The 25,995-nt window shown below is 35.7% G+C and carries 21 protein-coding genes and 1 pseudogene; 2 read left to right on the top strand and 20 right to left on the bottom strand.

The genetic code is table 11. The features are described from left to right. Nucleotides 1–8: 8 nt before the first annotated feature. From QM424_RS05270 to QM424_RS05195, 16 genes and pseudogenes are all read right to left on the bottom strand, one after another. Entirely contained in the window at nucleotides 9–1,019 is a 1,011-nt protein-coding gene (locus QM424_RS05270; RefSeq protein WP_414393417.1) for a hypothetical protein, read from the bottom strand. Beyond that, entirely contained in the window at nucleotides 1,004–2,059 is a 1,056-nt protein-coding gene (locus QM424_RS05265; protein WP_414393415.1) for an acyltransferase family protein, read from the bottom strand. Before QM424_RS05265 ends, QM424_RS05270 begins: the two co-directional genes overlap by 16 nt. A gap of 19 nt (nucleotides 2,060–2,078) precedes the next feature. Then, nucleotides 2,079–3,128, bottom strand: coding sequence for a glycosyltransferase (locus tag QM424_RS05260; RefSeq protein WP_261066401.1), 1,050 nt, complete (start codon nucleotides 3,126–3,128; stop codon nucleotides 2,079–2,081). Next, entirely contained in the window at nucleotides 3,121–3,999 is an 879-nt protein-coding gene (locus QM424_RS05255) for a glycosyltransferase family 2 protein (RefSeq protein WP_414393412.1), read from the bottom strand. The genes QM424_RS05260 and QM424_RS05255 overlap by 8 nt, the downstream gene beginning before the upstream one ends. Continuing rightward, a complete protein-coding gene (locus tag QM424_RS05250) occupies nucleotides 3,992–4,636 on the bottom strand; it encodes a hypothetical protein (protein ID WP_414393410.1) in 645 nt (214 codons plus the stop codon). The genes QM424_RS05255 and QM424_RS05250 overlap by 8 nt, the downstream gene beginning before the upstream one ends. Nucleotides 4,637–5,066: 430 nt before the next feature. Beyond that, nucleotides 5,067–6,191: a glycosyltransferase gene (locus QM424_RS05245; RefSeq protein ID WP_414393408.1), complete on the bottom strand. Its 1,125-nt coding sequence runs from the start codon at nucleotides 6,189–6,191 to the stop codon at nucleotides 5,067–5,069. After that, a complete protein-coding gene (locus QM424_RS05240; RefSeq protein ID WP_414393406.1) occupies nucleotides 6,181–7,287 on the bottom strand; it encodes a glycosyltransferase family 4 protein in 1,107 nt (368 codons plus the stop codon). Before QM424_RS05240 ends, QM424_RS05245 begins: the two co-directional genes overlap by 11 nt. Before the next feature lie 13 nt (nucleotides 7,288–7,300). Next, complete coding sequence (locus QM424_RS05235) at nucleotides 7,301–8,104, bottom strand: LicD family protein (RefSeq protein WP_414393404.1); 804 nt, start codon at nucleotides 8,102–8,104, stop codon at nucleotides 7,301–7,303. A 333-nt stretch (nucleotides 8,105–8,437) separates the two neighbouring features. Continuing rightward, nucleotides 8,438–9,218: pseudogene (locus QM424_RS05230) on the bottom strand (DUF4422 domain-containing protein). 1 nt (nucleotide 9,219) lies between these two features. Further along, a complete protein-coding gene (locus tag QM424_RS05225; protein WP_261274855.1) occupies nucleotides 9,220–9,846 on the bottom strand; it encodes a sugar transferase in 627 nt (208 codons plus the stop codon). 16 nt (nucleotides 9,847–9,862) lie between these two features. Continuing rightward, nucleotides 9,863–10,555 (bottom strand): tyrosine-protein kinase, encoded by a 693-nt coding sequence (locus QM424_RS05220; RefSeq protein WP_414393401.1) that lies wholly within the window; start codon nucleotides 10,553–10,555, stop codon nucleotides 9,863–9,865. 10 nt (nucleotides 10,556–10,565) lie between these two features. Beyond that, nucleotides 10,566–11,258 (bottom strand): CspC family polysaccharide chain length determinant protein, encoded by a 693-nt coding sequence (locus tag QM424_RS05215; protein WP_261043554.1) that lies wholly within the window; start codon nucleotides 11,256–11,258, stop codon nucleotides 10,566–10,568. Between the two features lie 8 nt (nucleotides 11,259–11,266). Continuing rightward, nucleotides 11,267–11,998 (bottom strand): capsular polysaccharide biosynthesis protein Cps4B, encoded by a 732-nt coding sequence (cps4B, locus tag QM424_RS05210; RefSeq protein WP_414393397.1) that lies wholly within the window; start codon nucleotides 11,996–11,998, stop codon nucleotides 11,267–11,269. A gap of 6 nt (nucleotides 11,999–12,004) precedes the next feature. Beyond that, nucleotides 12,005–13,453 carry an LCP family glycopolymer transferase CpsA gene (cpsA, locus tag QM424_RS05205; protein WP_414393395.1) on the bottom strand — a complete coding sequence of 483 codons (1,449 nt, stop codon included), beginning with the start codon at nucleotides 13,451–13,453 and terminating at the stop codon, nucleotides 12,005–12,007. A 345-nt stretch (nucleotides 13,454–13,798) separates the two neighbouring features. Then, nucleotides 13,799–15,757, bottom strand: a complete 1,959-nt coding sequence (locus QM424_RS05200) for a peptide ABC transporter substrate-binding protein (protein ID WP_414393393.1) — start codon at nucleotides 15,755–15,757, stop codon at nucleotides 13,799–13,801. 195 nt (nucleotides 15,758–15,952) lie between these two features. Then, nucleotides 15,953–17,560 (bottom strand): glycoside hydrolase family 13 protein, encoded by a 1,608-nt coding sequence (locus QM424_RS05195; protein WP_414393391.1) that lies wholly within the window; start codon nucleotides 17,558–17,560, stop codon nucleotides 15,953–15,955. A gap of 152 nt (nucleotides 17,561–17,712) precedes the next feature. Here QM424_RS05195 and QM424_RS05190 point away from each other — a divergent pair, with 152 nt between their 5' ends. Continuing rightward, nucleotides 17,713–19,197 (top strand): DUF1846 domain-containing protein, encoded by a 1,485-nt coding sequence (locus QM424_RS05190; RefSeq protein ID WP_414393389.1) that lies wholly within the window; start codon nucleotides 17,713–17,715, stop codon nucleotides 19,195–19,197. A 94-nt stretch (nucleotides 19,198–19,291) separates the two neighbouring features. Then, entirely contained in the window at nucleotides 19,292–19,774 is a 483-nt protein-coding gene (locus QM424_RS05185) for an S-ribosylhomocysteine lyase (RefSeq protein WP_414393387.1), read from the top strand. Nucleotides 19,775–19,985: 211 nt separating this feature from the next. Here the strand turns inward: QM424_RS05185 and QM424_RS05180 are convergent, their stop codons facing one another. The 4 genes from QM424_RS05180 to ftsL all read right to left on the bottom strand — a co-directional run bounded on the left by QM424_RS05180 (nucleotide 19,986) and on the right by ftsL (nucleotide 25,987). Further along, entirely contained in the window at nucleotides 19,986–22,091 is a 2,106-nt protein-coding gene (locus tag QM424_RS05180) for an ATP-dependent Clp protease ATP-binding subunit (RefSeq protein WP_414393385.1), read from the bottom strand. Between the two features lie 340 nt (nucleotides 22,092–22,431). After that, complete coding sequence (mraY, locus tag QM424_RS05175) at nucleotides 22,432–23,412, bottom strand: phospho-N-acetylmuramoyl-pentapeptide-transferase (RefSeq protein ID WP_000470820.1); 981 nt, start codon at nucleotides 23,410–23,412, stop codon at nucleotides 22,432–22,434. 1 nt (nucleotide 23,413) lies between these two features. Further along, nucleotides 23,414–25,666 (bottom strand): penicillin-binding protein PBP2X, encoded by a 2,253-nt coding sequence (gene pbp2x, locus QM424_RS05170; protein WP_414393382.1) that lies wholly within the window; start codon nucleotides 25,664–25,666, stop codon nucleotides 23,414–23,416. Nucleotides 25,667–25,669: 3 nt separating this feature from the next. Beyond that, nucleotides 25,670–25,987: a cell division protein FtsL gene (gene ftsL, locus QM424_RS05165; RefSeq protein WP_000227822.1), complete on the bottom strand. Its 318-nt coding sequence runs from the start codon at nucleotides 25,985–25,987 to the stop codon at nucleotides 25,670–25,672. Nucleotides 25,988–25,995 lie beyond the last annotated feature (8 nt).

Below are 25,995 nucleotides of genomic sequence, written 5' to 3'. Positions count from 1 at the left end.
TCCCTCATCTAAATAGAAAATTTTTCTGGATGTTCTTTATAATACTCGAACATAGCCTTATTCTGAGGACCAAACGATAAATGTCCCACAACCACATTTTCACTGACCATCAATGGTTTTGAATTTAAGATGCAAAAATTACAAATTTGGACTTCATCCACTCCAAGTCCAGCTCCCTCAAATTCAACATTAAAATGATCCATCAATTCCCATAAGCTTCTCTCAAATAAAATTGCACCGATACTGAAGCGAATTGCACACGGATTCACTTTTTTCTCTTCTTTTGAAAATTGTGCATTCAATGTATCTATGGTCGGAATTACTTCTCCATCGCCCCAGAAAAACTTCGCTACTTCTGGATTACTCTCTATAAAACGAGGCTGTCCAGCTATAAATTTCGATTTTTCTCCAAATTTTTCATAATAAACATCTTCCAAGCCTAATTTTTGTAAGATTCTTTTATGTCCATAACCATTAACCGGAATGAGTGGTGCTACTACACCAGGTGCATAATCCCCTTCTTGTGCTAGAATATATGCTTCTTTTAAATTTTCAAAATAATGTTCTGTAATAAAAATATCTTCATCAATTTTATAAATATATTGTGCTTGAGGATGTAGATTAATAGCTACGTTTTGAATTAAAGATATATTGTTCTGCTCCGTACTCAAATAAGACCAATTATTTTCTTCACAAATTTGGTTTAGTTTTTCTGAATAGATCCCAGAAGATAGAACACAAATATCCATTGATTCTGGTGCAAATTCCTTTACTCTTCCTAGCACATCGTCATATAAAAATTCTTTATACCCCGCTAATATGATACATAAATCTTTACTATCTTTTTTACGATCAATAAATTTCCCTGTATATTTAAATTTTTTTTCTAAGCGATATTGATTCTTTTTTCTTTGTAATTGTTGATAAATTCCTTTGGTCAGACGACTCTTTTTAAGAAACTTTTTAATACCCATTTTTTCTCCTTTACGCTCTATAAAATTTTTTAATTCACTAACCATTTATACTTCGGAAGTAGTTTTTTAAATGCTAAAGTAATCAGCAAGCTTAAAATTAATGTTACCAAAAATCGAAAAATTACCATTAAAATAATTCCATGAGGTGTAATCATTAAATCCTCAGCAACAACAAAGCCCCACTTTAATATCAAATAATTAAGAGTATCCGAAAAAATATAAATTCCTAGACCATTGACTAAAATAAGCTGGTATATTCTGGTATTCATCCATTTCGTGTTTATTGTTAAATAATAAGCAATGGTATAAGTTACTAAACTCCCATACACTGCTAAAATTTCTACAAATACCTTTGAAAGAATAATTGAGTATCTTTTAATACCCAAATTCATGAAAATTAACAAAACAAATCCGATTAAGAGGAAATATACAAATTTCTTGGTATGATTCAATAAATGGTTGTATACCTCCCTTTTTTGTTCAAATTTAAAGCCAATCGCAAAATAAAATAAAAATTGAAACGAACTTTTTATTAAAGGAACATTAATTTTATAACTTATTAAATGAAGTACAAATAGGAATAGTAACATCCCAACTCCCGTATCTCTTCTCAAGACAAAGTATGCAATCATAAAAATAATGAACAATGCGAATAAATACCACAGATGAGTATTTCCAAATAAAAATAGTTGCCCAAGAATGGCATTCAAAATACTCGTTTGTTCAAAATAATTTGAAATATATTTTACAGGAAGCGTATATAAGATTGTAAAAACAAGAAAGGGGATTAGTAGTCTTTTAAATTTATTTTTGAATAAAGTGAAAAGACTCTGCCACTTATTTTTTTCAACTTGAATTCTAAAAAATGCCCCAGATATAGCCATAAATAATGGCATATGGAAATAATAGATAATTTCTGTTAATACATTCAAAACCTTTATTACTATAAGTGAATGATTGTTATTTATATAATGATGATAATCAATCCCACCAAAATTTGTCTTAATAACATAATACGTGCTATGTCCTAATACTACTAATAATATTGTGAGTACTTTTAAAAAATTATATTCTTCTTTTTTCAATCTTAGTTTCCTCCAATAGTTATTTAATTCTTATCTTCTCTAAGTAATTTATACTTTTATCAATAGCATTACTTGTGTAAAATCCTTCTCTAACTTTTTCAGATAATCTTTCAATATTTTCCTTTAAAAGTACATATTGTTCTTCCGACATATTAGTAATAATCTCTTGCATTTCAATTAAATCATTTACTACAATTCCAATATTATTTTCTTTAACAAAATCACTCAAGGCAGATTGTTTCCAAACAATAACCGGTATTTTTGAAGCTATAAATAACGACACTTTATGAGGATTATTGTATTTTAAATACTCCCCAGTAATCCCTGAACAAGTTAATATAGAATCGCCATCCCAAACTAATCCAAAATCACCTTCAAGTACAAAAGGAATTTTTTCAGGCGAAAAACTTCCTTTATATGATACATAATCATTATTGTTAGTCGATGAAGTAAAATTAGGTCCATATAAATTAAATTTTATTCTATTTTCATTTTTTAATAACTCAGTTAAATAACCACTTTTTTGGGGTGAAAGGTTCCCTGCAATTACAACTGTTTTATCAAAAGATGCTTTTTCTTTATTAAAATTATCCAGTAAATAATCAAAAATACCAAGTACAACTATTTTTTCGCCGTCAATCTTATTTTCTATTAAAAACTCCTTCATTCGTTGGTTATGACAAATAATCACATCAGCATTTTTAATATACTGTTCCTTAGAAATTAGATTTTTTTTATTGCCCGAATACCTTAACGACTCTAAATCGTTCATTAAAAAGATCATTTTAGCTTTTTTATATTGTAGTAATTTCATTAAAAAATTTTTTAGTTTCCCATGAGTAGCAAAAGGAAATTGAAATATCACAATATCATTACTTCTAATTCTAATAAGACACAACAGAAGTTTAAACGCATAATCAAATATTCTTACTATCTTACTATTTTTTTTTAATGTTACTAATGGTTTAAATTTACAGTCTTGAAATATTTTCTGTAAATCATTTGGTGCTTTTGTAGCTGCCGTTGAATCACTACCAAACTCTTCATGAATATAATATAAACTACTCATTTTTCACCCTCTTAACAATTTTTCTAATTCTAGCCATCATTACTACCATATATACTAAAATTAGAGGCTGTTCAAGATTAATAGCGGTTTGCTTAATACTTTGGTTTCTAATTTTATGATAGTTATAGATCATCCCAAATTTTCTCTTTAATGTAAAATCAATTTGTAACAATTCCTTGGTCATCATTTGATGTGCAACTGGGTTATTAAATAAAATTTTTTCACTATTTTTAGTTAATCCGTCTTCTAAATAGTCACAAAAATAAATTATGTCATTAAACCAACGTAATTTATAACCTCTTCTTGCAACTTCATTCCATAAGACAACTTCACTCATAAAGTTTTCTCCATCTATCTCTGGAAACTTAATACTCTTCAAAATATCTGTTCGATATACTTCTGCCTTATCCCCTAAAATATTATGTTTAGCTCGATGTAAATTGTCACAATCTATATATGTACCTTCAAAGGTCTCTCCAACTATTCTTTTTTTAGAGAAACCTCTATTAAATGCTATACCTGCAAAACTGTTATCAAAGGCAATTCCAGAATAGTTATTAAAAATTTTCTCAATAGCATCATCTGTCAATGAATCATCGGAATCAACGATGAAGAATAGCTCCCCCCTAGCTAAATCCAAACCATGATTAATTGCTCTATGCTTACCCCCATTTTGTTGATAAAAATATCGTATTTCAAAATCTGCCTGTTCCTTAAATGTTTCAACAAGCTCACCTGTCTGATCTATGGAACCATCATCTACAATAAGCCATTCAAAATGTTTATTTGTTTGACTGTTTAATGAATGAAACAACTTATTCATTAAATACCCTCTATTAAAAGTTGGTGTAAATACGGTAATTTTATTCATTAATACTTTCCTTCCTTTTTCCTAAATAATCAAAAAATAATATTGGAAATAGAAATACGGTGTAACCATAGCTCTCAAACATTAGAGAAATAAATACACTAATCAGTAGAATACTTTCTCTTAGTGTAAATGAGTATTCCTTTATTCTAGAAAAAATAAATATCAAAAATAATACAAAAAAAATAATTCCTTTCTGTAATAGCAACCCTATATAACCACTGTCAATTATGACTTTTCCTTGAACTAATGAGACAATTGCATCAATTCTTTTGCCAAATAAACTAATCCCATATTCTCTAAAAAATATATAACTACTAAAAATTCGATTAGTGAACAATTTATTTAAAAATTGAAAAATGCTATTGGCTTCAAAATTAATTGACATTAAAGTTATAAACAAAACAGACATAGTAATGGCTAAATTAATAAAAAAACTATTTAACGGTCTATTTAACTTACCCATTTTATCAAAAAAGTAACAAAGGAGAATTACTAAAATACTTATATATCCTGAAGTTCTAGAGTCTGCTAACTGTAATACCCATAAATTCATCAACAATAAAAATAAATAAAAGAAGGTTTTAAATCGTTTTATTTCAAAAAGATTTAAACTACAAACCGTTAATGAATAAATCATTAACCCTAATGAATTCGGGTGTACAAAACCTAAACTATTCCTAATACCACCATTTGATCTATATATTACAAAATTACTAATATAGCCAAAATGGGACAATAATATAATTGTTAACACGAATACTGTAAGTGTAATAAAATGTATTTTGAAAAATTTTTTATTATCTTTTAATATAATTGTATATAATAAGAAGAAGTACGGTATTTCTAGAAATGTAAAACCATTAAAAAGATTTAAAATAAATGTTAAAAAAAGCAGTATTAAGGAAGTTAGTTTTAATCCATTTATTCCATACTTAAGACTATGCATCATAAACAGGAATAATATACATATAAAGATTACAATAGAAATTCCATCAATTCTGTCAATATTTACAAATTTCAGTAGATACAATATTGTTAACAGAGAAAAAATGATATTGAACAATGTGTTATATTTCTCTTCGAATTTCAAAACTTCCACTTCCTTTCTTAAATATCTCTAAAAATTTGTAATAAGCTTCTTCATTAAAATTAAAATGAACATTAGCAAAGTTATTCGCAATGACTTTCTCTAGCCCTTTTGCTAATTCGTTACTCGTATGCTCTACCTGGATTACTTCGAAATATTCTGCCATGACCTCAGAACCTTGAGTTTTTGTTGAAATACTAGGAATGCCTAAAACAGCTGCTTCTGCTAATACATAACTAAAAGACTCTGATACTGAACTTTGAATTAACCCCACACTATTCTTTATATATTTATATGGATTAGATTGAAAACCTAATAATTTTATATATTGGCTCTCTCCTAGATTATTAATTTGATTCTTTAAATGATCATATAAACTACCATCTCCCAAAATAATTAAATGATATTGTGAATACTTTTTTCTGAATAGATGAAAAGCATTTATTAATAATTCAAAATTTTTAACAAGTTCTAATCTTCCTATCGCACAAAAATAAGGAATATTTTCTAATTCTATTTCCTCTTTACTTAAATTTTGAATTTCATCAACATTAAGTAAATTAGGGATTACTTCCAAACTTGTCTTCGGGAAAATCTCTTCAAAGGATTCTTTTTGTGGAGTAGAAACAGCTAAGATTGAATTAAACTTTTGATAACAAGTCAATTCTTCTTTAAAATTTTTAAACGATCGTTTTGAATACCAATTTTTTGAGAAATCGCAATGGATATAAGCCAGTTTTAAGCTGTCTTTATTCGATGATCCCGCTATGATTTTTGTTGGTTTTCCTTCTATATATGCAAATTCATAATCAAATTTTTCATTTTTAAAAATACTTCTCTGTATAATCCATCTATTCACAAATGACGGTGGCAATAACTTAACAAGCTTATTTACTATTTTTTCAATAATAACTGGTGTATTCTTTCTAATAAAATAATCAATCCTTAAATGACTTAATTTTGAGCCATAAAAATTATTTTTTTCCGTATATACTAGAATGCTAATTTCAAACATACTTTCAAATTCTTGAACAAAGTTAACAAGTGATTTTTCAGCGCCTCCACCTGTTAAACTAGTTATACAAATTAACATTTTAGGTTTCAAAATTATTCCCTCCAGTCATTTCCTCAATTAAATCAATCCACTGTTGAATTATTTTACCTTTATCAAATTTATTCATATTATCCTTGGCATGATTGGCGAAGGAAGTTCGCAAGTTCGAATTTTCCATCAATTCAAGTAGTCTCTCACTCATCTTATCAGTATCATAACAATCAATTAGATAACCATTGACCCCATCTTCAACAATCTCATTAGGTCCCGTTGGACACCTGAAGCTAATAATAGGAAGATTATATTGTTGAGCTTCTAACAATACCAAGGGTAATCCTTCATAACGAGAAGTCATGACATAAATTCCTTTATCTCCATAAATCACATCCTGATTTTTTTCGAGTCCTTTTATGACTAACTTATCTTGCAAATCATTTTTGATGATTAAATCCCTGATTTTATCTACCTCATCTTGATTACCAGAACCATAAATTTCCCAAGTCCAGTCAGTCTTTTCTTTCAGTACTTTCTTAGCAACTTGAACAAGATAATCATAACCCTTTTGATAATCAAAACGACCTACAGTAACTATTTTAGTAGAGTCTATGTTATAGGTTAAATCCGAAAGCAGATTCTCTTTCCAATTATAGATATAGCAAATTTTTTCCTCAGGAATACCGTATCTTTTTATATAATTTTCACGATCTTCTTGCGTAAGAGTTATGAGCTTGTCTGCAAATTTCGCTCCAACACATCTTTGTATTTTCTTAACTTTAGTATCAATATCTACTATAGAATTTGTATGGTCACATGAAACAAATTTTGTTTTCAACCCAAATGTGCTTGCTACACCAACTGTATTCATACTCATTCCGATTCCAAAAGCAATATCAATACTTTGTTCTTGCAAATAGTTTCTCAGCAACTTAATCGCATTGAGAAAATTTTTACTCATGGATATTTTCTTTGCTGACAAATTTTGATATCGAACTGACTGTTTTAGCGAGAAGAAATTTTTTTCTGTAGAAATCATCGAGAGAAGATGAACTTCATACATAGCTGATAATTCATTAGCAAGATTAGTGGCTACTTTCAGTCCTCCATCTGTTCTATCAATACTCCATTTCACTAAAGCTATTTTTTTCATCTTTAAACTACGCTTATCCTTCATTCTTACCAAATGATATAATTTCTAAATTATGAGCAATCCGTTCTTCTACTGGCGGTAGTTTCATGTAATCTCCATAAATTTCAGTTAAATATCCTTTATAATCAGTTGGGCATTTTATCACAGTATCCTCAAAAAAAAGAGAAACCGGTTCTTTAAAATACTCTCTAGGAACTATTTCTCTTTCCCGATACCGGCCCAGAATATTACCAACGTAATTAGAAGTTTTAAAATCATATTTTTGAATAACCTTATGAAGGCTGTCTACTAATGTATCCTTGGGAAGTAGCTTTTGAATTCTTAGTATTTTTGATATTTTAACTATAACATTCTCTAACGTGCCACGATTTTTATCTTCAAGCTGATCCAATACCGATATTTTGCACAGCATTCTTTGAAACAACACTCTAAAACCATGCAATCTAGCAGCGTAACTTCCCTTTTCCGGAAAACCATCAAGAGGAAAAATATCAATAAAGACATTATTTTCAGTATTGACAAATTTAATAGTCACATTTTTATCTACCAACTGAGTTATATCGAGATTTAGCGAGTTATTAACAATCCCTAAATTACTTGGCAATAAAGTTGGGGCCAATTTTTTAAACTTTTCGTAATCTTCTCTCGGCATGCCGATATCAATATCATCATCCCAAGGTATGAAACCATTATGACGTACTGCTCCTAGCAAGGTACCACCTAGAGCATAGTAGTTCAGGTCATTTTCTTCGCAAATAGTAATAAACTCTTTCAAGATAGATAAAATTCTATCTTGAATAATTTTGATATCCGACATACTTTCCTCCTACATAAAGACAGTGCAGGCTGATAAAAATTTTCAATACTGCACTTTTTGCATATATTAATTTTTGTTTATGGAATTTTTCCGGTATTTGATTACATATTTTCAAAGATATAAATTCAAATTATCAATCATCGAATGAATTCATCAAGTTCAAGACGAAAGCTAAAATTAATAATTCTAAACAAAGTAGCAAAATTATTAATACTCGGATAAGTAGATTGTATTTTTGTAACATAGGAAAATATTGAAATGATTGAAAATATTCCTAACTCAACAAGAGCTAAAAGTTCTGATACAGAGTATATTTTTATTATTTATCCCTATCTAAAAACTCTGTCCATATTTCTTTCCAAAAAATTTCGCCATTAAAAATGACATTCCTTTTTTAAACAAGTCAACCTTTTCCATGTACATAAAAGGGACTTCCTTAGTTTTTATCTAACCACACATTAAATAGTAGCTCACTAACTCTTCCAAATAATCTAGCTTCAAAATCAGTTAACCCTGATAAATCCATACTTTCATACATACTATCCAAAATAGGAAATAGCCAAGAAAAATAATCGTCTGCCAGTTCTTTTTTCATAATGAACATGTTAAACATGTATCCGCTTCTTTGCTTCATTACCTTATCAAAACTAGAAAGATATTCTGGATTCTTCATTTCAATCATTTTTCTAGCTAAATCTAAATGAGTACCATCAAAAGTATGATCGTAATGAGAATAAAGAGTTTCAATATAATATTTTCTTCTTTTAGGAACGATGACTTCTGAGTTCTCTAACAATTTCTCCACTTCAAACCTATTTAAAATTACATCATCAACATTTATGGATTCATTGTACCTTCTAGTCATTTTAGTAAAATAACGACGATAATGCACCAAACCTAAATAGTCGCACTCTAAATTTTTCCATGCCCAATAGAGACCAGTAAGTTCACAATAGTAAGGATTTAAAACAGAAATATTTTCACCAGAATTATCACCTTGAAATCCTAATTTTTTCTTTCCTTCACATCCTACATGAATTGGTAGATATACACTTGTATCAGCGGGCATTTTATATTTTTTATGTGTTGCTACTAATATTTTTACATCCTTCATATTAATTATTATTACCCATTAAAACTGTATAAAATCCCTTCAAAATAAGCACGAAATCAGTCTTGAAGGATACATTGTCAATATATAATAAATCTAGATTCATTCTATCACCAAAAGGCATGTCATTTTTATTTGGCGTAACTTGCCAATAACAAAGCAAACCAGGTTTCACAGACAATCTTTTAGACATCTTTAAATCAATACCCATTTCTTGATGGGTAAGAATATGATGAGTGATTTCAAACTCTTGTAATGGACGAGGTCCCACTATAGCCATATCACCTTTTATAATATTCAATAATTGAGGTAATTCATCAATTGAAAGTTTTCGTATCACTTTACCGACTTTTGTAGTCATACTTTGAGAATGTTCTTTAAAATTTAGACGATCAGTTTTACCACTATTAATGCTTTCCTTTATTCTCTGATCAGCATCTTTATACATGCTACGAAATTTTATTACTTTGAATTTTTTTCCATTTAAACCAACTCTATCTTGTAAATAGAAAACATCTCCTGGATCTTCTATCCAAATAGCCAGAATCGTTATAGGAATAATCGGTATGATTATCAAGGTAATAAATAGAAAAAACGCCAAAAATCTATCTAAAGTATCTTTTAAAATCAAATACATTTTTAACTAATTATTTCTTCCCATATGCTCCATAGGAACCATAGACTCCATAAGAACCATATTTTTCAACTTCTGTGTTAAATTTATTTAGAACTACACCTAAACATGGAATTCCTGTTTGTTCTAACTGTTCTTTAGCCTTTAAGACATCACGTCGTTTCGTCTCTCCAGCTGCCGTTACCAAGATAGAAGCATCACATTTTTGCGTAATGATGGTAGCATCAATGACCATTCCAATCGGTGCCGTATCGACAATGACATAGTCAAAATACTTACGCAAGGTATCAATCATGGTATGGAAATTTTCACTCTGCAGGAGGGCTGTTGGGTTAGGTGATACAGGACCTGCCTGAATAACAAATAAATTTTCAACATTGGTATCACAAAGTCCATGAGAGAGGTCTGCGGTCCCTGCCAAAAAGTCAGTCAATCCAGTAATTTTTTCTCTTGACTTGAAGACACCAGACATAACTGAATTACGGATATCCGCATCTACTAGTAATGTTTTATAGCCTGCACGCGCGAAAGCCCAGGCGATATTAGTTGACGTTGTAGACTTCCCTTCACCAGGTTTGACAGATGAAATGGCAAGAACTTTCAAATCATCACCACTTAATTGAATATTGGTGCGCAAAGCATTATAGTGTTCTTCAGCTTTTTTGGCAAAAACCAAATGCTTTTGTGCGATTTCTAATGTTGGCATATTTTCTCCCTTATTTTAACTTATTCAAATCTGGAACAATTCCTAAAAGTGCAACATGCATTACTTCTTCCACATCTTCTGGTCGTTTGACACGATCGTCCAATAATTCAAGTAATAAGACCAAAATAACCATCACTGCTCCACCTGCTAGAAAAGCAAGTAAGGTATTTCGACGAATATTAGGTGAGGATGGTGTTAGGGCTGGTCTCGCTTCCTCTAGTGTTGTCACATCTGATACACGAGTAACTTTAATAATTTTTTCAGCAGCCACCTCACGAAGAGCGTTTGCGATACGACTGGCTTCTTCTGGTTGATCATCCTTTACAACAATCGATACTATACGAGTATCTACAGGCACTGTTACTTGAATCTTCTTGCTTAATCCTTTGCCTGATTGCTCTAATTTAAGATTTGAAATGACTTTCTCCAGTACATCTTGCGAAAGGATAATTTCCTTATAGTCTTTTACCAGGTAAGTACCAGCCTGCAAATCCTGGTTGGTCAACCCTGCATTTTCTGATTGATTTCGATTGACCACATAAATCCGTGTCGTACTCGAATACTCAGGTGTCAGTACAAAACTACTTACACCAAAAGCAACTAAAGCCGCCACAATCGCCGTTAGGATAATAGCGATTTTCTTCTTCCAAAGGATTTTAAATAATTGAACAACGTCAATTGCGATTTCTTTATTTTCTTTCATGTCAACTCCTAAATAATTTGATCAGCTAAGATGAAGCGAGGATTTTCGACAAATAATTCTCTCGCCTTTCTTTCACCGTATTGTTTTGAGACGATCTCATAAGCTTCTTTCATATAAGGCGGTCTTTGGTCTAAATTGTGCATATCACTAGCAACAAAATGAACCAAATCACGCTCTAGAAAATAGCGAGCTCGTTTCTTCATAAATTTATATTTATCCCCAAATAACTTTGGTTTTAAAATGCTTGAACTATTGATTTGAGTGTAGCAGCCCATATCAATCAGCTCTTTTACCCGTTTTTCGTTATTTTCTAATTCATGATAACGTTCAATATGAGCAACTACAGGCGTTATCCCAAGCATGAGAACATTGCTCAAAGCAGTATGGATTTCCCTGTAAGGGGTAGCCATGCTAAACTCAATGAGTGCGTATCGCGTTCCATTTAGACTTGGGATCACCTGCTCTTCTAGTTTCTCAAGAATATCACTAGTATAATAAATTTCTGCTCCATAGAGAATGGTCAAATCTGGAGCCACTTCCTTGGCTATCTCCTTAACTTCTTGGAAATTTGCCTCTATTGTCTCCTCAGGTGTCTCAAACATTCCTTTTCGTCTATGTGATGTCGATACAATAGTCCTTACTCCTTGCCTGTAAGCTTCTGTCAAAAGCGCCTTGCTTTCTTGCTTCGTTTTAGGACCATCATCCACACCAAATACAATATGCGAATGAATATCAATCATTTTGTCTTATTTTCCTTCCATCACATCTTTGATAGCAGCCTTGACTGACTCTAAACTGCTATCACTTATCTCCATCATGTAGAGGTTACTGTCAGGCATGGCATAGGATGGCAAATCCATACGCCCTGTTCCTTTAAGATCTTGCGAATTGATCTTATAAGTTCCACCACTCTCAAGTTGGGCATTGACCAAGTTTATCATGGTTTCAAGCGGCATATTGGTTTGCACGGAATCTTGTAGCCCCTTAATAATACTGTCATAATTTTTCAAAGCTTCTGTAGAGGTTAACTTTTGCAAAATAGCCACAATGACCTTTTGCTGGTTACGACCACGATCCCGGTCTCCATCTGCCAGAGAATAGCGCTCACGCACAAAGCCAAGAGCGTCTTTCGAATCCAAATGTAATGTACCTACTGGATAATTTTTCCCATTATTTGTATGTGCATCAAACTCTTGATCATTATAGACGTCAACTCCACCAAGGACATCAATCAATTTCAAGAAAGAGGTGAAATTCAAACGAGCGTAGTAGTTTAAGTCAATGCCGTAGAGATTTTCCAGTGTGTGAATGGAAGCATCTACACCATAAATCCCTGCATGGGTTAACTTATCTTTTTGGTTGTTGCCACCATCTGCAATTGGAACATAGGAATCACGAGGGGTTGTTGTCAAGAGAATCTTTTTAGTTTCGCGATTCACTGTCATAATGATATTGACATCAGACCGAGAAACCGAACTGATTGGACCATAAGTATCAATTCCGCTGATATAAACGTTGAAACTGTCACCTTTGACATCTTTTGGAGTTTCAACCGTCTTGGTTAATTCTTTGGTATAAATTTTCTTAATTTTTGAAGCATAGTCAGGATATTCCGATTCGATAATGTTTTCAAAGACACTGTTTAAGATAATCGCTTTCGTATCTCCAGCCAATAAACTCTTATAGGCTGCAAGATAGGAGCTACTTTCTTCAACTGTCAATTCTTTATTTTGACTCGTCTTAATATCAGAGATTAGCTTTTGAATATTCTCATTATCCGTACCTGTTGGCCCCATAACACTGGATAATTGTGTGACATTATTGATATCACTATCCTTTAAAACGACGACACTGAGAGAATACTCTGAATAATTTGAAGTTGCATTAATATGACTTGTAAATCCTACAAATTGCTGCAGAGTAAATAAAGAAACCGAACTCACTAAAACAGCTAGTGTCAAAAAGAAAATCGTGAACTTTTCTGCTTTTTTATAAATTATTAATATTGCGGCAGTCACAGCAACCATCACGGCAAAAGCCGCCACCACTATATTAACGTGCCTGAAAGCAAGTATATTGTACTTAAAGATTAAGAACAATAAAAAACCAACTAACAATAAATAAATAGTCAACAAAACTATATTAACACTTCGCTTCACTTTCTGTGAACGTGATTTTTTAAAACGTCTACTCATAATTAACACCTATACATTTAATGTTACTATTATATCACTTTTTTACGATAAATTCTACATTTATAGAGTTTATAAACATTCTTAGATATAGGTTATTTGGACATCATAAACACTTATACTCTTCGAAAATCTCTTCAAAGTACGTCAGCATTCATCTGCAACCTCAAAGCTGTACTTTGAGCTAGCTTCCCAATCGCTCTTTAATTTTCATTGAGCATTAAACCATCAAAATCAATACAGCATTTCATTTACACTTCAACATAACTAGACAACTACTAGCCCACACAGCAAAAACAGTCCTATTAGGGCGACTTTATAAAAATCATCCAATAGAACTGCTCATCATTATTTAACATGATTTTCTGCTTCTTTTTGAGCTTTTTCGATTGCTTTTTTGCTTTCTTGCTCCCATTTGGCCTTGGCTTCTTCATACTGTTTGGTTGTCACAGTATCTTTTTGCAGTTTCATGTACTTGTAATTATTGCCATCACCCTTGATACCGACCAGTGAATAGCCTCTTGTAAATGGCGTTACTTTGGTTACAGATGCTGTACCACCACTTGACATGGCTGACATAATCAGAGAATTGTCAATCATCCAAGCCTGTGCTTCAGCATATTTTTCATAGCGTTTGGCTACATCTTTATTTTCACTATCTGCATCTTTGAGCATCTTGGTGTAGGTATCAAGACCCAAGCTAGCAATTTTAGCTTTATCTTCCTGAGCATCTAGACCAAAGATCTTGAGATAGAATCCATCCTCTGCATTGAAAGGATTGAGATAAGTTGATGGATCTTGGTAGTCACCTACCCAACCATCAAAGTTCAAATCGTAGTCTCGATCAGCTGGAGTTGGCGCCAAGAAGGCTACGTTATTAAAATCATCTGTTGACAGTTGCTGAACATCAATGACAATGTTATCAGCACCTAAAACTGACTCAAGGGTCTGCTTAACAGAGTTCATGCCTGTCACAGCATTTTTACTTGTCTGATCAACAGCCACATCCAAGTGAATTGGGAAAGTCACACCTTGACTTGCCAATTCTTTTTTAGCTTCCGCAAATTTTGCTTGGGCTTTTTCTTTGTTAAAATAGGCATCCTGAGCATCTGCCAAGTCAATACCTGACCATTCTGTTCCGTAGTTAACCAATTTAGAAGCGACTACTTCTCCAAAGGTCTTGTCTCCAACTTGGACAAATGTAGGAGGTACTAGGGTGTTACGAAGGGTCTTGCTAGCTGCTTCTTCCCCATTTGACTGGGCAGAATAGGCTGTGCGATCCAAGGCAAAGTTCACCGCTTGGCGGAAGTTCTTGTTCAAAACAGCTGTCTCAGTTGACTTCTTCTGCTCATCTGTCGTTTTAGACGTATGGTTGTAAGCCTTACGATTGACGTTAAAATTGAAGTACCAAGAAGTCTTATCCTGCAAGCTATAAACGATATTATCCTTATATTTTTCCTTGGTCTTAGCAAAGTTAGAACTATTTGGATAAACCCCAGCGATTGAATAGGCTCCACTTTCAAAGTTACGGATAGTCAATTCTTGGTCTGAGCCATCAAAATAAGCCAATTTCACGTGTTCAATCGATACTTTATCATGATCGTAGTAATGCGGATTTTTCACATATTCGATCGATGATTTTGATGTGAAATCTTTTAACAAATAAGGTCCACTGTAGAGAATGCTATCTGGAGACAGGGTACCAAAATCTTTCCCTTTTGAGTTTAAAAACTCTTCATTTACTGGGAAAAGAATACTGTTGGTTGTTTTTGAGTTCCAGTAAGGTTCTGGGCGTGCCAAAGTATACTCAACAGTCTGGTCGTCGATCGCCTTCACCCCAACCTTAGAAAAGTCAGAATCCGCTCCTATAATATAATCATTCAAGCCCTTGATCGAGTTTTGAATCAAGTCAATGGCCTGTGATTTATTGTCCACTGCATACTTGATACCTGTCACAAAATCTTGCGCCTTGACTGGAGCGTACTCTTCACCGTCAGCCGTAAACCATTTGGCATCTTTTCTTAATTTATAGGTATAAGTCAGACCGTCGCTTGAAACAGACCAGTCTTCTGCCAAAGATGGAACTAGGTTTCCGTGGTTGTCATTTTCAAGCAAACCATCAACTAGGTTGGTTATAATCGATGTATTATCAGCGTAGTAGTCTAATAAATAGTTAAATGTAGTTGGATTTCCACTAAAGGTTGATGAGTAAGTTTTTGTATCTGAACCTGATTGTCCGCAAGCAGCTAAAAGCAAAGCAGCCGCAAAGGTCAGGCCTGCACTAAGAACACGCTTTTTTGTATTCATCTTCTTTCTCCTTTATGTTAGTTTTTGTAACATAAGTTTATTTTACCAAAATAGAGGAAATTTGTAAAGTTAATTGAATTTCGAGAATGAAAGTTTATAAACTTTGCTCATAAAAAAACAAAGGATTTCTGTCTTTCATACAGTCCTCCCTTGTTTTTATGCGATCTCAATTTTAAATTTTTCTGTAAAAAATATTTATAGTAATTCCACACAGAAAGCATCCCATGGAGCTAAGATTTGTTTTTCAAATGCTTCTTGAGCTAGGGTGTTTTCAATCAAGACAGATTTGACATTTCCTTCTACTGTCAAGTCTTGCTCTTCATTGGACAAGTTGGCCACAACTAGGAAACGACGGTCGCCATCTTTACGGATATAGGCGAAGACCTTGTCAGTTGTTTCCAAGAGTTCAAAGTCAGCTCGAATCAGCCAGCTATTCTCCTTACGGATTTGAACCAGTTTCTGATAAGTATAGAAAATAGAATCTGGATTTGCCAGTGCTTCTTGAACATTAATTGCTTGATAGTTTGGATTGACTGCCAACCAAGGCTGACCTGTCGAGAAACCGGCGTTTTTGCTTTCGTCCCATTGCATTGGGGTACGGGCATTATCACGTCCAATGACACGGATACTGTCCATGATTTCTTCCATCGGAACACCTTTTTCAAGAGCTTCACGCGCATAGTTAAGAGATTCAATATCTTCTACTTGGTCCAGCGTTTCAAACGGATAGTTGGTCATCCCAATTTCCTCACCTTGGTAGATATAAGGTGTTCCTCTCATGAGATGAAGTAAGATAGCAAAGGCTTTGGCAGATTTTTCGCGGTATTCATGGTCATTTCCCCAGATTGATACAATACGAGGAAGGTCATGATTGTTCCAGAAGAGCGAATTCCAGCCATCCTCAACTCCTAACTCTGTCTGCCACTTGTTGAAGATTTCTTTTAACTTAGCGATATTCAGCTCTTTTTGATAGTGCCATTTAGGTTGCCCTTCCTGATACTGAAGACCGATGTGTTCGAACTGGAAGACCATAGATAATTCTTGCCCCTTTGGATCCGAGTAGAGCTTAGCAATTTCTGGCGTTGCTCCCCATGTTTCTCCTACTGTTAAGAGATTCTTATCTCCAAAGGTCGCCTGATTCATCTCCTTGAGATAGGGATGGAGCATAGGACCATTATTGACTACTTTCTCGTCAGGAATTTTCCCAATCATGTCAATGACATCCATGCGGAAACCACCAATGCCTTTATCAATCCAGAAATTCATCATCTCATAAATTTTCTGACGAAGTTTTTCATTTTCCCAGTTGAGATCAGGTTGCTTCTTACTGAAAAAGTGGAGATAGTACTGACCTGACTTTTCATCGTACTCCCAAGCAGACCCACTAAAGATAGACTCCAAATCGTTGGGTTCATCCCGCCAGATATAGTAGTCTCGTTCAGGGCTATCAGGATTTTCACATGCCTCGACAAACCAAGCATGCTCATCTGAGGTATGATTGACCACCAAGTCCATGATGATACGAATATCACGTTTCTTAGCTTCCGCGATCAGTTGGTCCATATCCTCCATAGTCCCAAAAATAGCAGCAATCGCTTGATAATCAGCAATATCATAGCCATTATCATCCATAGGACTGTCATAAACTGGAGAAAGCCAAATCGCTGTAATTCCTAACTTGGCTAGATAGTCTAACTTACTGGTAATTCCTGGCAAATCGCCAATTCCATCTCCATTACTATCCATAAAACTCTTAGGATAGACTTGATAGACTACGGCATTGTGCCACCATTTTTCTTGCATCTTCTTACCTCATTATTTTAATAATCTATAGTCTATGATAGCGTTTTTTAAAACTTTGTGCAAGCGTTTGCCTAATCTTTTTGATTCCTTTTTGAACTCCATAGTTTCCTAACTTTCAATTTTTTATTATAATAGAGGTCAGAGGTAAAAAAATGAAAAAACAAGCTTTTAGTTCTGAACAATATTTGAATCTACAGCGCGACCACATTTTGGAGCGCATTAACCAATTTGACGGCAAGCTCTACTTGGAGTTTGGTGGCAAAATGTTAGAAGATTTCCACGCTGCTCGTGTTCTTCCTGGTTATGAGCCTGACAATAAAATCAAGCTCTTGCAAGAATTGAAAGAGCAAGTCGAGGTTGTCATTGCCATTAATGCTAGCAACATCGAACATTCCAAAGCACGTGGTGACTTGGGCATTTCTTATGACCAAGAAGTTCTTCGTTTGATTGATAAATTCAATGAACTGGGAATTTTTGTTGGCTCCGTTGTCATCACACAGTACGCTGGCCAACCCGCTGCAGATGCTTTCCGCAACCAACTTGAGAAAAATGGAATTGATTCTTATCTTCATTATCCAATCAAAGGATATCCGACGGATATGGATCACATTATTTCTCCTGAAGGCATGGGGAAAAACGACTACATCAAAACCAGTCGTAACTTGATCGTCGTAACCGCTCCTGGACCTGGTTCTGGAAAATTGGCAACCTGTATGTCCAATATGTACCACGACCAAATCAATGGTATCAAGTCTGGCTACGCTAAATTTGAAACCTTCCCAGTTTGGAATCTTCCCCTTCATCACCCAGTCAACTTGGCCTACGAAGCTGCCACAGCTGACCTTGATGATGTCAACATGATTGACCCCTTCCATCTCCAAACCTACGGAGAAACCACTGTCAACTATAACCGTGATATCGAGATTTTCCCAGTGCTCAAGCGCATGTTGGAACGTATCCTTGGTGAATCTCCATACGCTTCTCCGACAGATATGGGTGTCAACATGGTTGGTTTCGCTATTACAGATAATGAGGCTGCTATTGAAGCCTCTAAACAAGAAATCATCCGTCGCTACTATCAGACTGTTCTTGATTTCAAAGCCGAAAAAGTTGGCGAAGCTGCTGTCAAGAAAATCGAGTTGCTTATGAACGACCTCGGTATCACACCTGCAGACCGCAAGGTTGCTGTTGCTGCACGTCAAAAAGCTGAAGAAACTGGCGGACCAGCCCTAGCCCTTGAATTGCCAACTGGTGAAATCGTGACTGGTAAGAACTCAGAACTCTTTGGCCCTACAGCCGCTGCCTTGATCAACGCCATCAAGAAATCAGCTGATATTGCTAAAGAAGTAAAACTCATCGAACCTGAACTTGTCAAACCAATCCAAGGTCTTAAAATCGATCATCTCGGTAGTCGCAATCCACGCCTGCATTCAAATGAAATTTTGATTGCACTAGCTATCACAGCTACGGAAAATCCTGACGCTGCCCGCGCTATGGAAGAACTTGGCAACCTCAAAGGAAGCGAAGCTCACTCAACCATCATCTTGACAGATGAAGACAAGAATGTCCTTCGTAAATTAGGTATCAACGTAACCTTTGACCCATACTACCAATACGACCGCTTGTATCGCAAGTAACGATTTGAACCTCTCCACTCACGGAGAGGTTTTCTCTCTGTCTCAGGAGCCAGCTTTATGTTATAATGAAAGAAGAAAACTGAAAGGATTTACCATGTCAAAAGAAGTTATTGTTGAAAGTTTTGAACTTGACCACACTATTGTTAAAGCACCCTATGTTCGCTTGATTGGAGAAGAAACAGGACCAAAAGGTGACATCATCTCCAATTATGATATTCGCTTGGTGCAACCAAATGAAGACTCTATCCCTACCGCTGGTCTTCACACTATTGAGCACCTCTTGGCAAAACTCATCCGCACCCGCATTGACGGTATGATTGACTGTTCACCATTTGGTTGCCGTACAGGCTTCCACATGATTATGTGGGGACATCACACTAGTGCCGAAATCGCGACCGTTATCAAGGATTCGCTCAAGGAAATCGCTGAGACTACTACTTGGGAAGATGTTCCTGGAACAACCATCGAATCTTGTGGAAACTACAAGGATCACAGCCTCTTTTCTGCTAAAGAATGGGCGAAACTCATCTTGGAACAAGGGATTTCAGATGATGCCTTTGAGCGTCATGTGATTTAAACGTAAAAAAGGAACCGGCTTTTCAGCTGGCTCCTTCTTTTTTATCCTCAAAATTCTGTCTTATACTCAATGAAAATCAAAGAGCAAACTAGAAAACTAGCCGTAGGTTGCTCAAAGCACTGCTTTGAGGTTGTAGATAGAACTGACGAAGTCAGTCACATATATACAGCAAGGCGACGTTGACGTGGTTTGAAGAGATTTTCGAAGAGTATTAGGCTTTTTCACGAATGACTAAAACACCATCTTCCATATCGGCTTCCAGATGTTTGGCATCTAAATGATCCAAGTGGAAATCTGTCACCTTATCCCGAATTTCTTGTTCAACCACGCGACGGAGCGGACGAACACCCATGACTTCGTCATAACCTTCTTCTGTGATATAGTCTTTAACCGCTTGACTGACTGACAAATCAATGTCTTTCTTAGCCAAGGTTTGGTTGACTTCAGCCAACATCAAGTCCACAATCTTAGAAAGGTCTTCCTTATTCAAGTGTGAGAACTCGATAACTGCATTAAAGCGGTTGAGGAACTCTGGACGGAAGAAGGGTTTCAAACGGTCCATCAATTCTGGTTTATCCGCATCTTCTGTCAAGTTGGCTTCATAGCCAAATCCAGCATTTGAGGTTGCAATAATGACAGTGTTTTTAAAGTTTACTGTATTTCCTTGACCATCTGTCAAACGACCATCATCTAGAACTTGGAGGAGAAGAGTAATCACTTGAGGGTCAGCCTTTTCAATCTCATCCAAGAGAATGATAGAGTATGGATTGCGACGAACACGTTCTGTCAAGGTATTTCTATTGTCATCATAACCCACATAGCCTGCTGTTGTACCAATTAGCTTAGAAACGGCTGTGCGGTCACTGTATTCAGACATATCCAAGCGGATGATCGCATCCTTGGTTCCAAACATATCTAGCGCCAATTGCTTAGCAAGCTCCGTCTTACCAACCCCAGTAGGTCCTACAAAGAGGAAACTACCGATTGGGCGATTGCCTTCATCAAAACCAGCACGGTTACGACGGATAGCACGAGCTACAGCTTCTACCGCCTTGTCTTGACCGATTACCTTATCTTGCAGACGATGAGACATATCTTTCAAACGTTCGATGTCTGACGCTCCCATTTGTGATACTGGAATTCCTGTCATTCGTTCTACAGATTCAGCCACATCGTTGACACTTGCAGTCACTTTCATATCTTCTGTGTGGTTTTCGATTTTCTTTTCCAATTCTGCGATGCGTGTTTTATAGTTTAGAGCTGCTTCAAAATCTTCCGCCTCAACTGCTTTTTCCTGCTTGTCTTTTTCTGCCTCAATTTCACGTTCAACAGCATGTACATCTGTTACTGGATGCTGAGCTGCCAAGTGAGCTGCCGTAACATCGACAAGGTCAATAGCCTTATCTGGCAAGCTACGTTGAGGAATGTATTGTACAGAATAATCCACTGCTGCTTTCAAGACTTCATCTGGCAAGATGACATTGTGGTGTTGTTGATAGAGATCACGAATTCCTTGAAGGATTTTAAAGGTATCCTCTGCTGAAGGAGCATTGACCTTGACTTCGTTGAAACGACGAGCAAGAGCTGCATTCTTCAAGATAGTATTACGGTATTCGTCTTGAGTCGTTGCCCCAATCACGGTCAATTCCCCACGAGATAGGGCTGGCTTGAGAATATCCGCAAGGCCTTTAGATCCACTGTCACCTCCAGTAGATCCAGCACCGAGAATTTGGTGAATTTCATCAAAGAAGAGGATAATATTTCCTGCTTCTTTCACTTCATTGACTAAATTTTGAACGTTTTCTTCAAAGCTACCACGGTATTGAGTCCCAGCCTCAAGACCTGAGATATCAATGGAAATAATTTCCTTATTCTTAATGGCAGCTGGGACATCTCCGTTCACAATGGCTTGCGCTAATCCTTCGACAACTGCTGTCTTACCAACACCTGCATCTCCGACTAGAACAGGATTGTTCTTGGTACGGCGTGAAAGAATTTCAGATGTTTCTTGAATTTCCTTGTTTCGTCCGATAACAGGATCCAACTTGCCCTCACGCGCTTCTGCTGTCAAGTTTCGACCTAGTCTAGCAAGGACACCGTCTTGTTTCATACCTGAAGTCTGTTGTGGCATTTGTCCATCAGTTTCTGCATTTCCTGGTAATTGACCAGTTGCACGATAATGAGCAAATTCCTCAGGTGTCACTTCACGTCCATTAATCAAGTAACGGCGATTTTCAGAACTATATCCACGCATACCACCCATCAATTGGTTAAATAAATCATCCATATTGTTAAAATTATTAAAGTTGTTGTTCATATTCTTTACCTCTTTTTGTTTTACTTCGTTATTATTACTGATATTGACTATCTTTGACCTTTGTTTTAAAAAATTTAGACTAGCTAAATCGCTACTCTACGTACTATTTCTGGTTTTTCTTTTTCAAGTAGGAGTAGACTATCTTTACTTCTGAAGATTTGTAGATTAAACATAGACCCCACCTCTTTCTATTTTACTTTAAATAAGTGTTCTAGTAAGGCTTTCATTTACCTTACGTTCATAATATACTACATTAGTCAGAAAAGGTCAAGGATTTTGACTTTAATTGACCAATATTTTTTAAAAAGCAAAAACACCCTGAAAAATCAGGGTGCCGTTCTTACATCAAATACAAAATTGCTAGCGTCAGGAGACTTGCTAGAAGTCCCACTCCCCAAAAGAAGAAGTCAACCTTCCACTCGCTCCAAGGATTTCCTTTACCAGACAATCCTCCAAGCTCAAAATGGTGATGCACAGGCGTCATACGGAAAATACGTTTGCCACCAGTCATTTTGAAATAACTTACTTGCATCATAACCGAAGTTGTTTCAAAAACATAAACAATTCCGATAATCAAGAGAGTCCATTCTTGGTGGAGGGCCATAGAGATAGCTGCCAACATTCCACCGAGAGCCAAACTTCCCACATCCCCCATAAAGACCTTAGCAGGCTTATGGTTAAAGACAAAGAAACCGAGCAAACCACCAATCATGGCAAGAATCACTAGAAGGATATCCATCTGACCTTGCACATAGGCAATAACGCCATAGGCAGACAAACTAATCACAACGGAAATACTAGCCAGACCGTCAATACCATCTGTCAAGTTGACTGCATTTGAAAAACCAACTAGCCAGAAAAGAGCGAAGACAATATAGAAAATCCCTAGATGTACTTGATAACCAAAGACAGAAAGCATATCGCCACCACGCTCATAGAAAAGGTAGAAAATGACGCCACCTAGAAGCTGAAGAGCCAATTTCTGTTTGGGATTAAGGCCCTCATTGATTTTACGGAAGACCTTGAGGAAGTCATCTAAAAATCCGATTAAACCATAAAGAACCAAGATAAATAAAATCATACCAACATTATTGCTGAGTTGATTACTAAATAGGGCGAAAAAGAAAGCAACTAAAACAGAAGCAATTAAGAAAACCAAACCTCCCATTGTAGGAGTCCCAGCTTTTGCCTGGTGCTGTTTGACATCCTCATGCATCTGCTGGCCTGTAATTTGCGCCTTTCTATAAAATTGGATAAAGGCTGGAATTCCTACCAAAGTTAGTAAAAATGTCACAATTCCAGCACTGATAGAAATAAACATATTAGTCTCCTAAAGTTAATTTAATTTTTTTAATGTTTTTGATAGCTGTATTAGTCCGAACATCTTGCTTCTGAACGACGGAACCTGAACCTTCAAATTCCAACTCAATATCCAACCATTTAGCAAAGGTTTCAGCAGTCTCTTTTTTCCAGCCATACATGTCTGGAATTTCTTCTACCTTATCCGATAAAAGGAGAACTTGTTGGTTTGGTGCAAGATTTTTTCCTTCTTCTACAGAAGTCTCTTTAATCTTTGTTCCAGTACCAACAACGATTGGTTGCACAAGATTGCGACGCAATTCTTCTGCTAAATCACCAGGTGAAATATCCTTGACACTAGGCATAGGATAAGGACTTTGTTGACTTACTTGCTCCAAAGCTTTAGCTGTTGTTTGAAGATTGAGAGAGTCTTTCATAGCTGAAGCCCGCTCCAAGATAGGATTGGCAAATTCTCCCAACTGAATACCTGAATAATGTTCAGGTTGTTGGACCGTCACATACAAGATAAAATCAGGATTTTCAGCCGGATTCATCGATACAGCCGAGAAAATATAATTGGTTAACCCGACTAGATAACCACCATTTTTCTCGTCAGCAATCTGAGCCGTACCAGACTTGAGGGCTACATTTTGCCCAGGAACAGTTACAGTTGGCTTGCCTGTGCTGTGGTTATACATGGTTCCATAAACCGGATCCGTCCCTACCAAAATCATGTTAGTCCGAGTTAGACTAGCTGCATCTTTAGAAACAGGATTTCCCACAACTTCTTTTTGAGATTTCCGAGCAGTTTGATCATTTGGATCATAAATGGCACTGATAAATTTAGGTTCTAACATGACTCCATCGTTGGCAATAGCCGTGAAAGCACGAATCATTTGCGTCTGAGTTACTGAAATCCCTTGTCCAAATGAACTCTGAGCAATATTAACAATATTGTCAGCTGGAAGTTGACCAGCGTATTCATCTGTCAAGCCAAAGCGAGTTGGGACCCCAAATTTAAAGCGGTTTAGATAATCCAACCAAGTAGTATCTCCCATTTTTTGTTCAAGAAGACTCATTCCAACATTACTGGAGAGAGCGAAACCTTGTAAGAAAGTCATCATCCTACCAGTAGTCAAACCATCATTAACATCCCAATCTCGAATCGTCACATCCGCTATTTTTAATTCACTGCTATTGAAGTATTCTCCACTTGGGAAAGTGTTATTATCAATAGCAGCAGCGAGCGTCATGACCTTCATGGTTGATCCTGGTTCATAGTTACTTTGATAGAGGATATCACGCCAAACAAAGTCCTTGGTAAGTCCTTCCTTAGTATCAGCATCGAAGGTCGGCCGTTGCGTTGTTGCAAGAATTTCCCCTGTTTTAGCACTGACCAAGGTAGCCGTCATATACTTGCCTTTTACTTTTTCTTGAAAGGCATTCATCTGTGTCTCCATGAAGGACTGAAGGGTGCTGGAAATAGTCGTATAAACATCCTTGCCATCTACTGTTTGCTGGGAAACTTGTTCTGTTCCAGGGACAATATTACCCAGACGATCCTTTTCATAGGTAATAATGCCGTCTGTCCCTGCAAGAATACTGTTCAAGGAACTCTCCATTCCAGAAGTTCCCAGCAAGCTCTTGCTGCCATCTTCATTTTCATGGAGCTGAGCTAAACCAATAAAACTAGAAGCGAATTGTCCATTTGGATAGCTTCTGTTTGGGCTAGTTGTGAAGTCAATTCCTTCAACACTAGCGTCTTTTAGATCCTTTTTAATAGCCATCATATTGGCATAGGTAATTCCATTTCCTTTTGCACCAAAAGAAACTTGAGTCAGATTCGGTTGAGACAATTGTTCTTTAACATAAGCCTCATCCATATCCAAATACTTATGGAAAATCTCTGCTACCTTATTAAACTGGGCATCTTCTACATAAAGAATTTTACCCGTTGCTGATTTGTATTTTTTATCAATAACAGCATAGACATTATAGGAGGTTGCATCCTCAGCAATCGGGACTCCATTTCGGTCATAAATAGTCCCACGTTTGGCAGGGACTATACGGGTTATTTGGTGAACCTTCTTAGCCTCTTTGACTAGATCCGTTCCAAATTTACTACCACTCCCGATAATAACAGCAAAATTGACCAAAAAGACAGCGAAAAGTACGACAGCTAACAAGCTGATGTACTTCCCCACTATTTTACGATTTTCTGCTGGAGATTTACGGTTTCTAATCGCAAATCGGGTTATTCTTTTTGTCCACTTCATATCTTACTCCGCTGATCGAATATTCTCATTATTCAATTTTAAGTCCTTAGAATTTGCGATTTCTTTCAAGCGTTCTGCCCTCAACAATTCATTTACCTCTTGTTTGGCATCATCCAACTCTGTCTTCTTCTCCTCTATCTGCGCATTGATTTTTGTCAAATCATTTTGTACTTGTAGGAGTCGAGTCTGCATAAAGATAATACTCAGCGCCAAAACGAGAGCTGTAAACGCAATGGAAAGATAAAAAGCCTTCTCCACACGGGAGAATTTTTTTATACGATTCTGCAAGAATTGACTGGTTGTTTCTTTTTTATCTACCATTTTTTCCT

The organism is Streptococcus mitis (assembly GCF_047464945.1).
GTDB lineage: Bacteria > Bacillota > Bacilli > Lactobacillales > Streptococcaceae > Streptococcus > Streptococcus mitis_EA.
The sequence above is the reverse complement of the archived record's forward strand: the minus strand, read 5'-3'. Positions and strand labels throughout refer to the sequence as shown.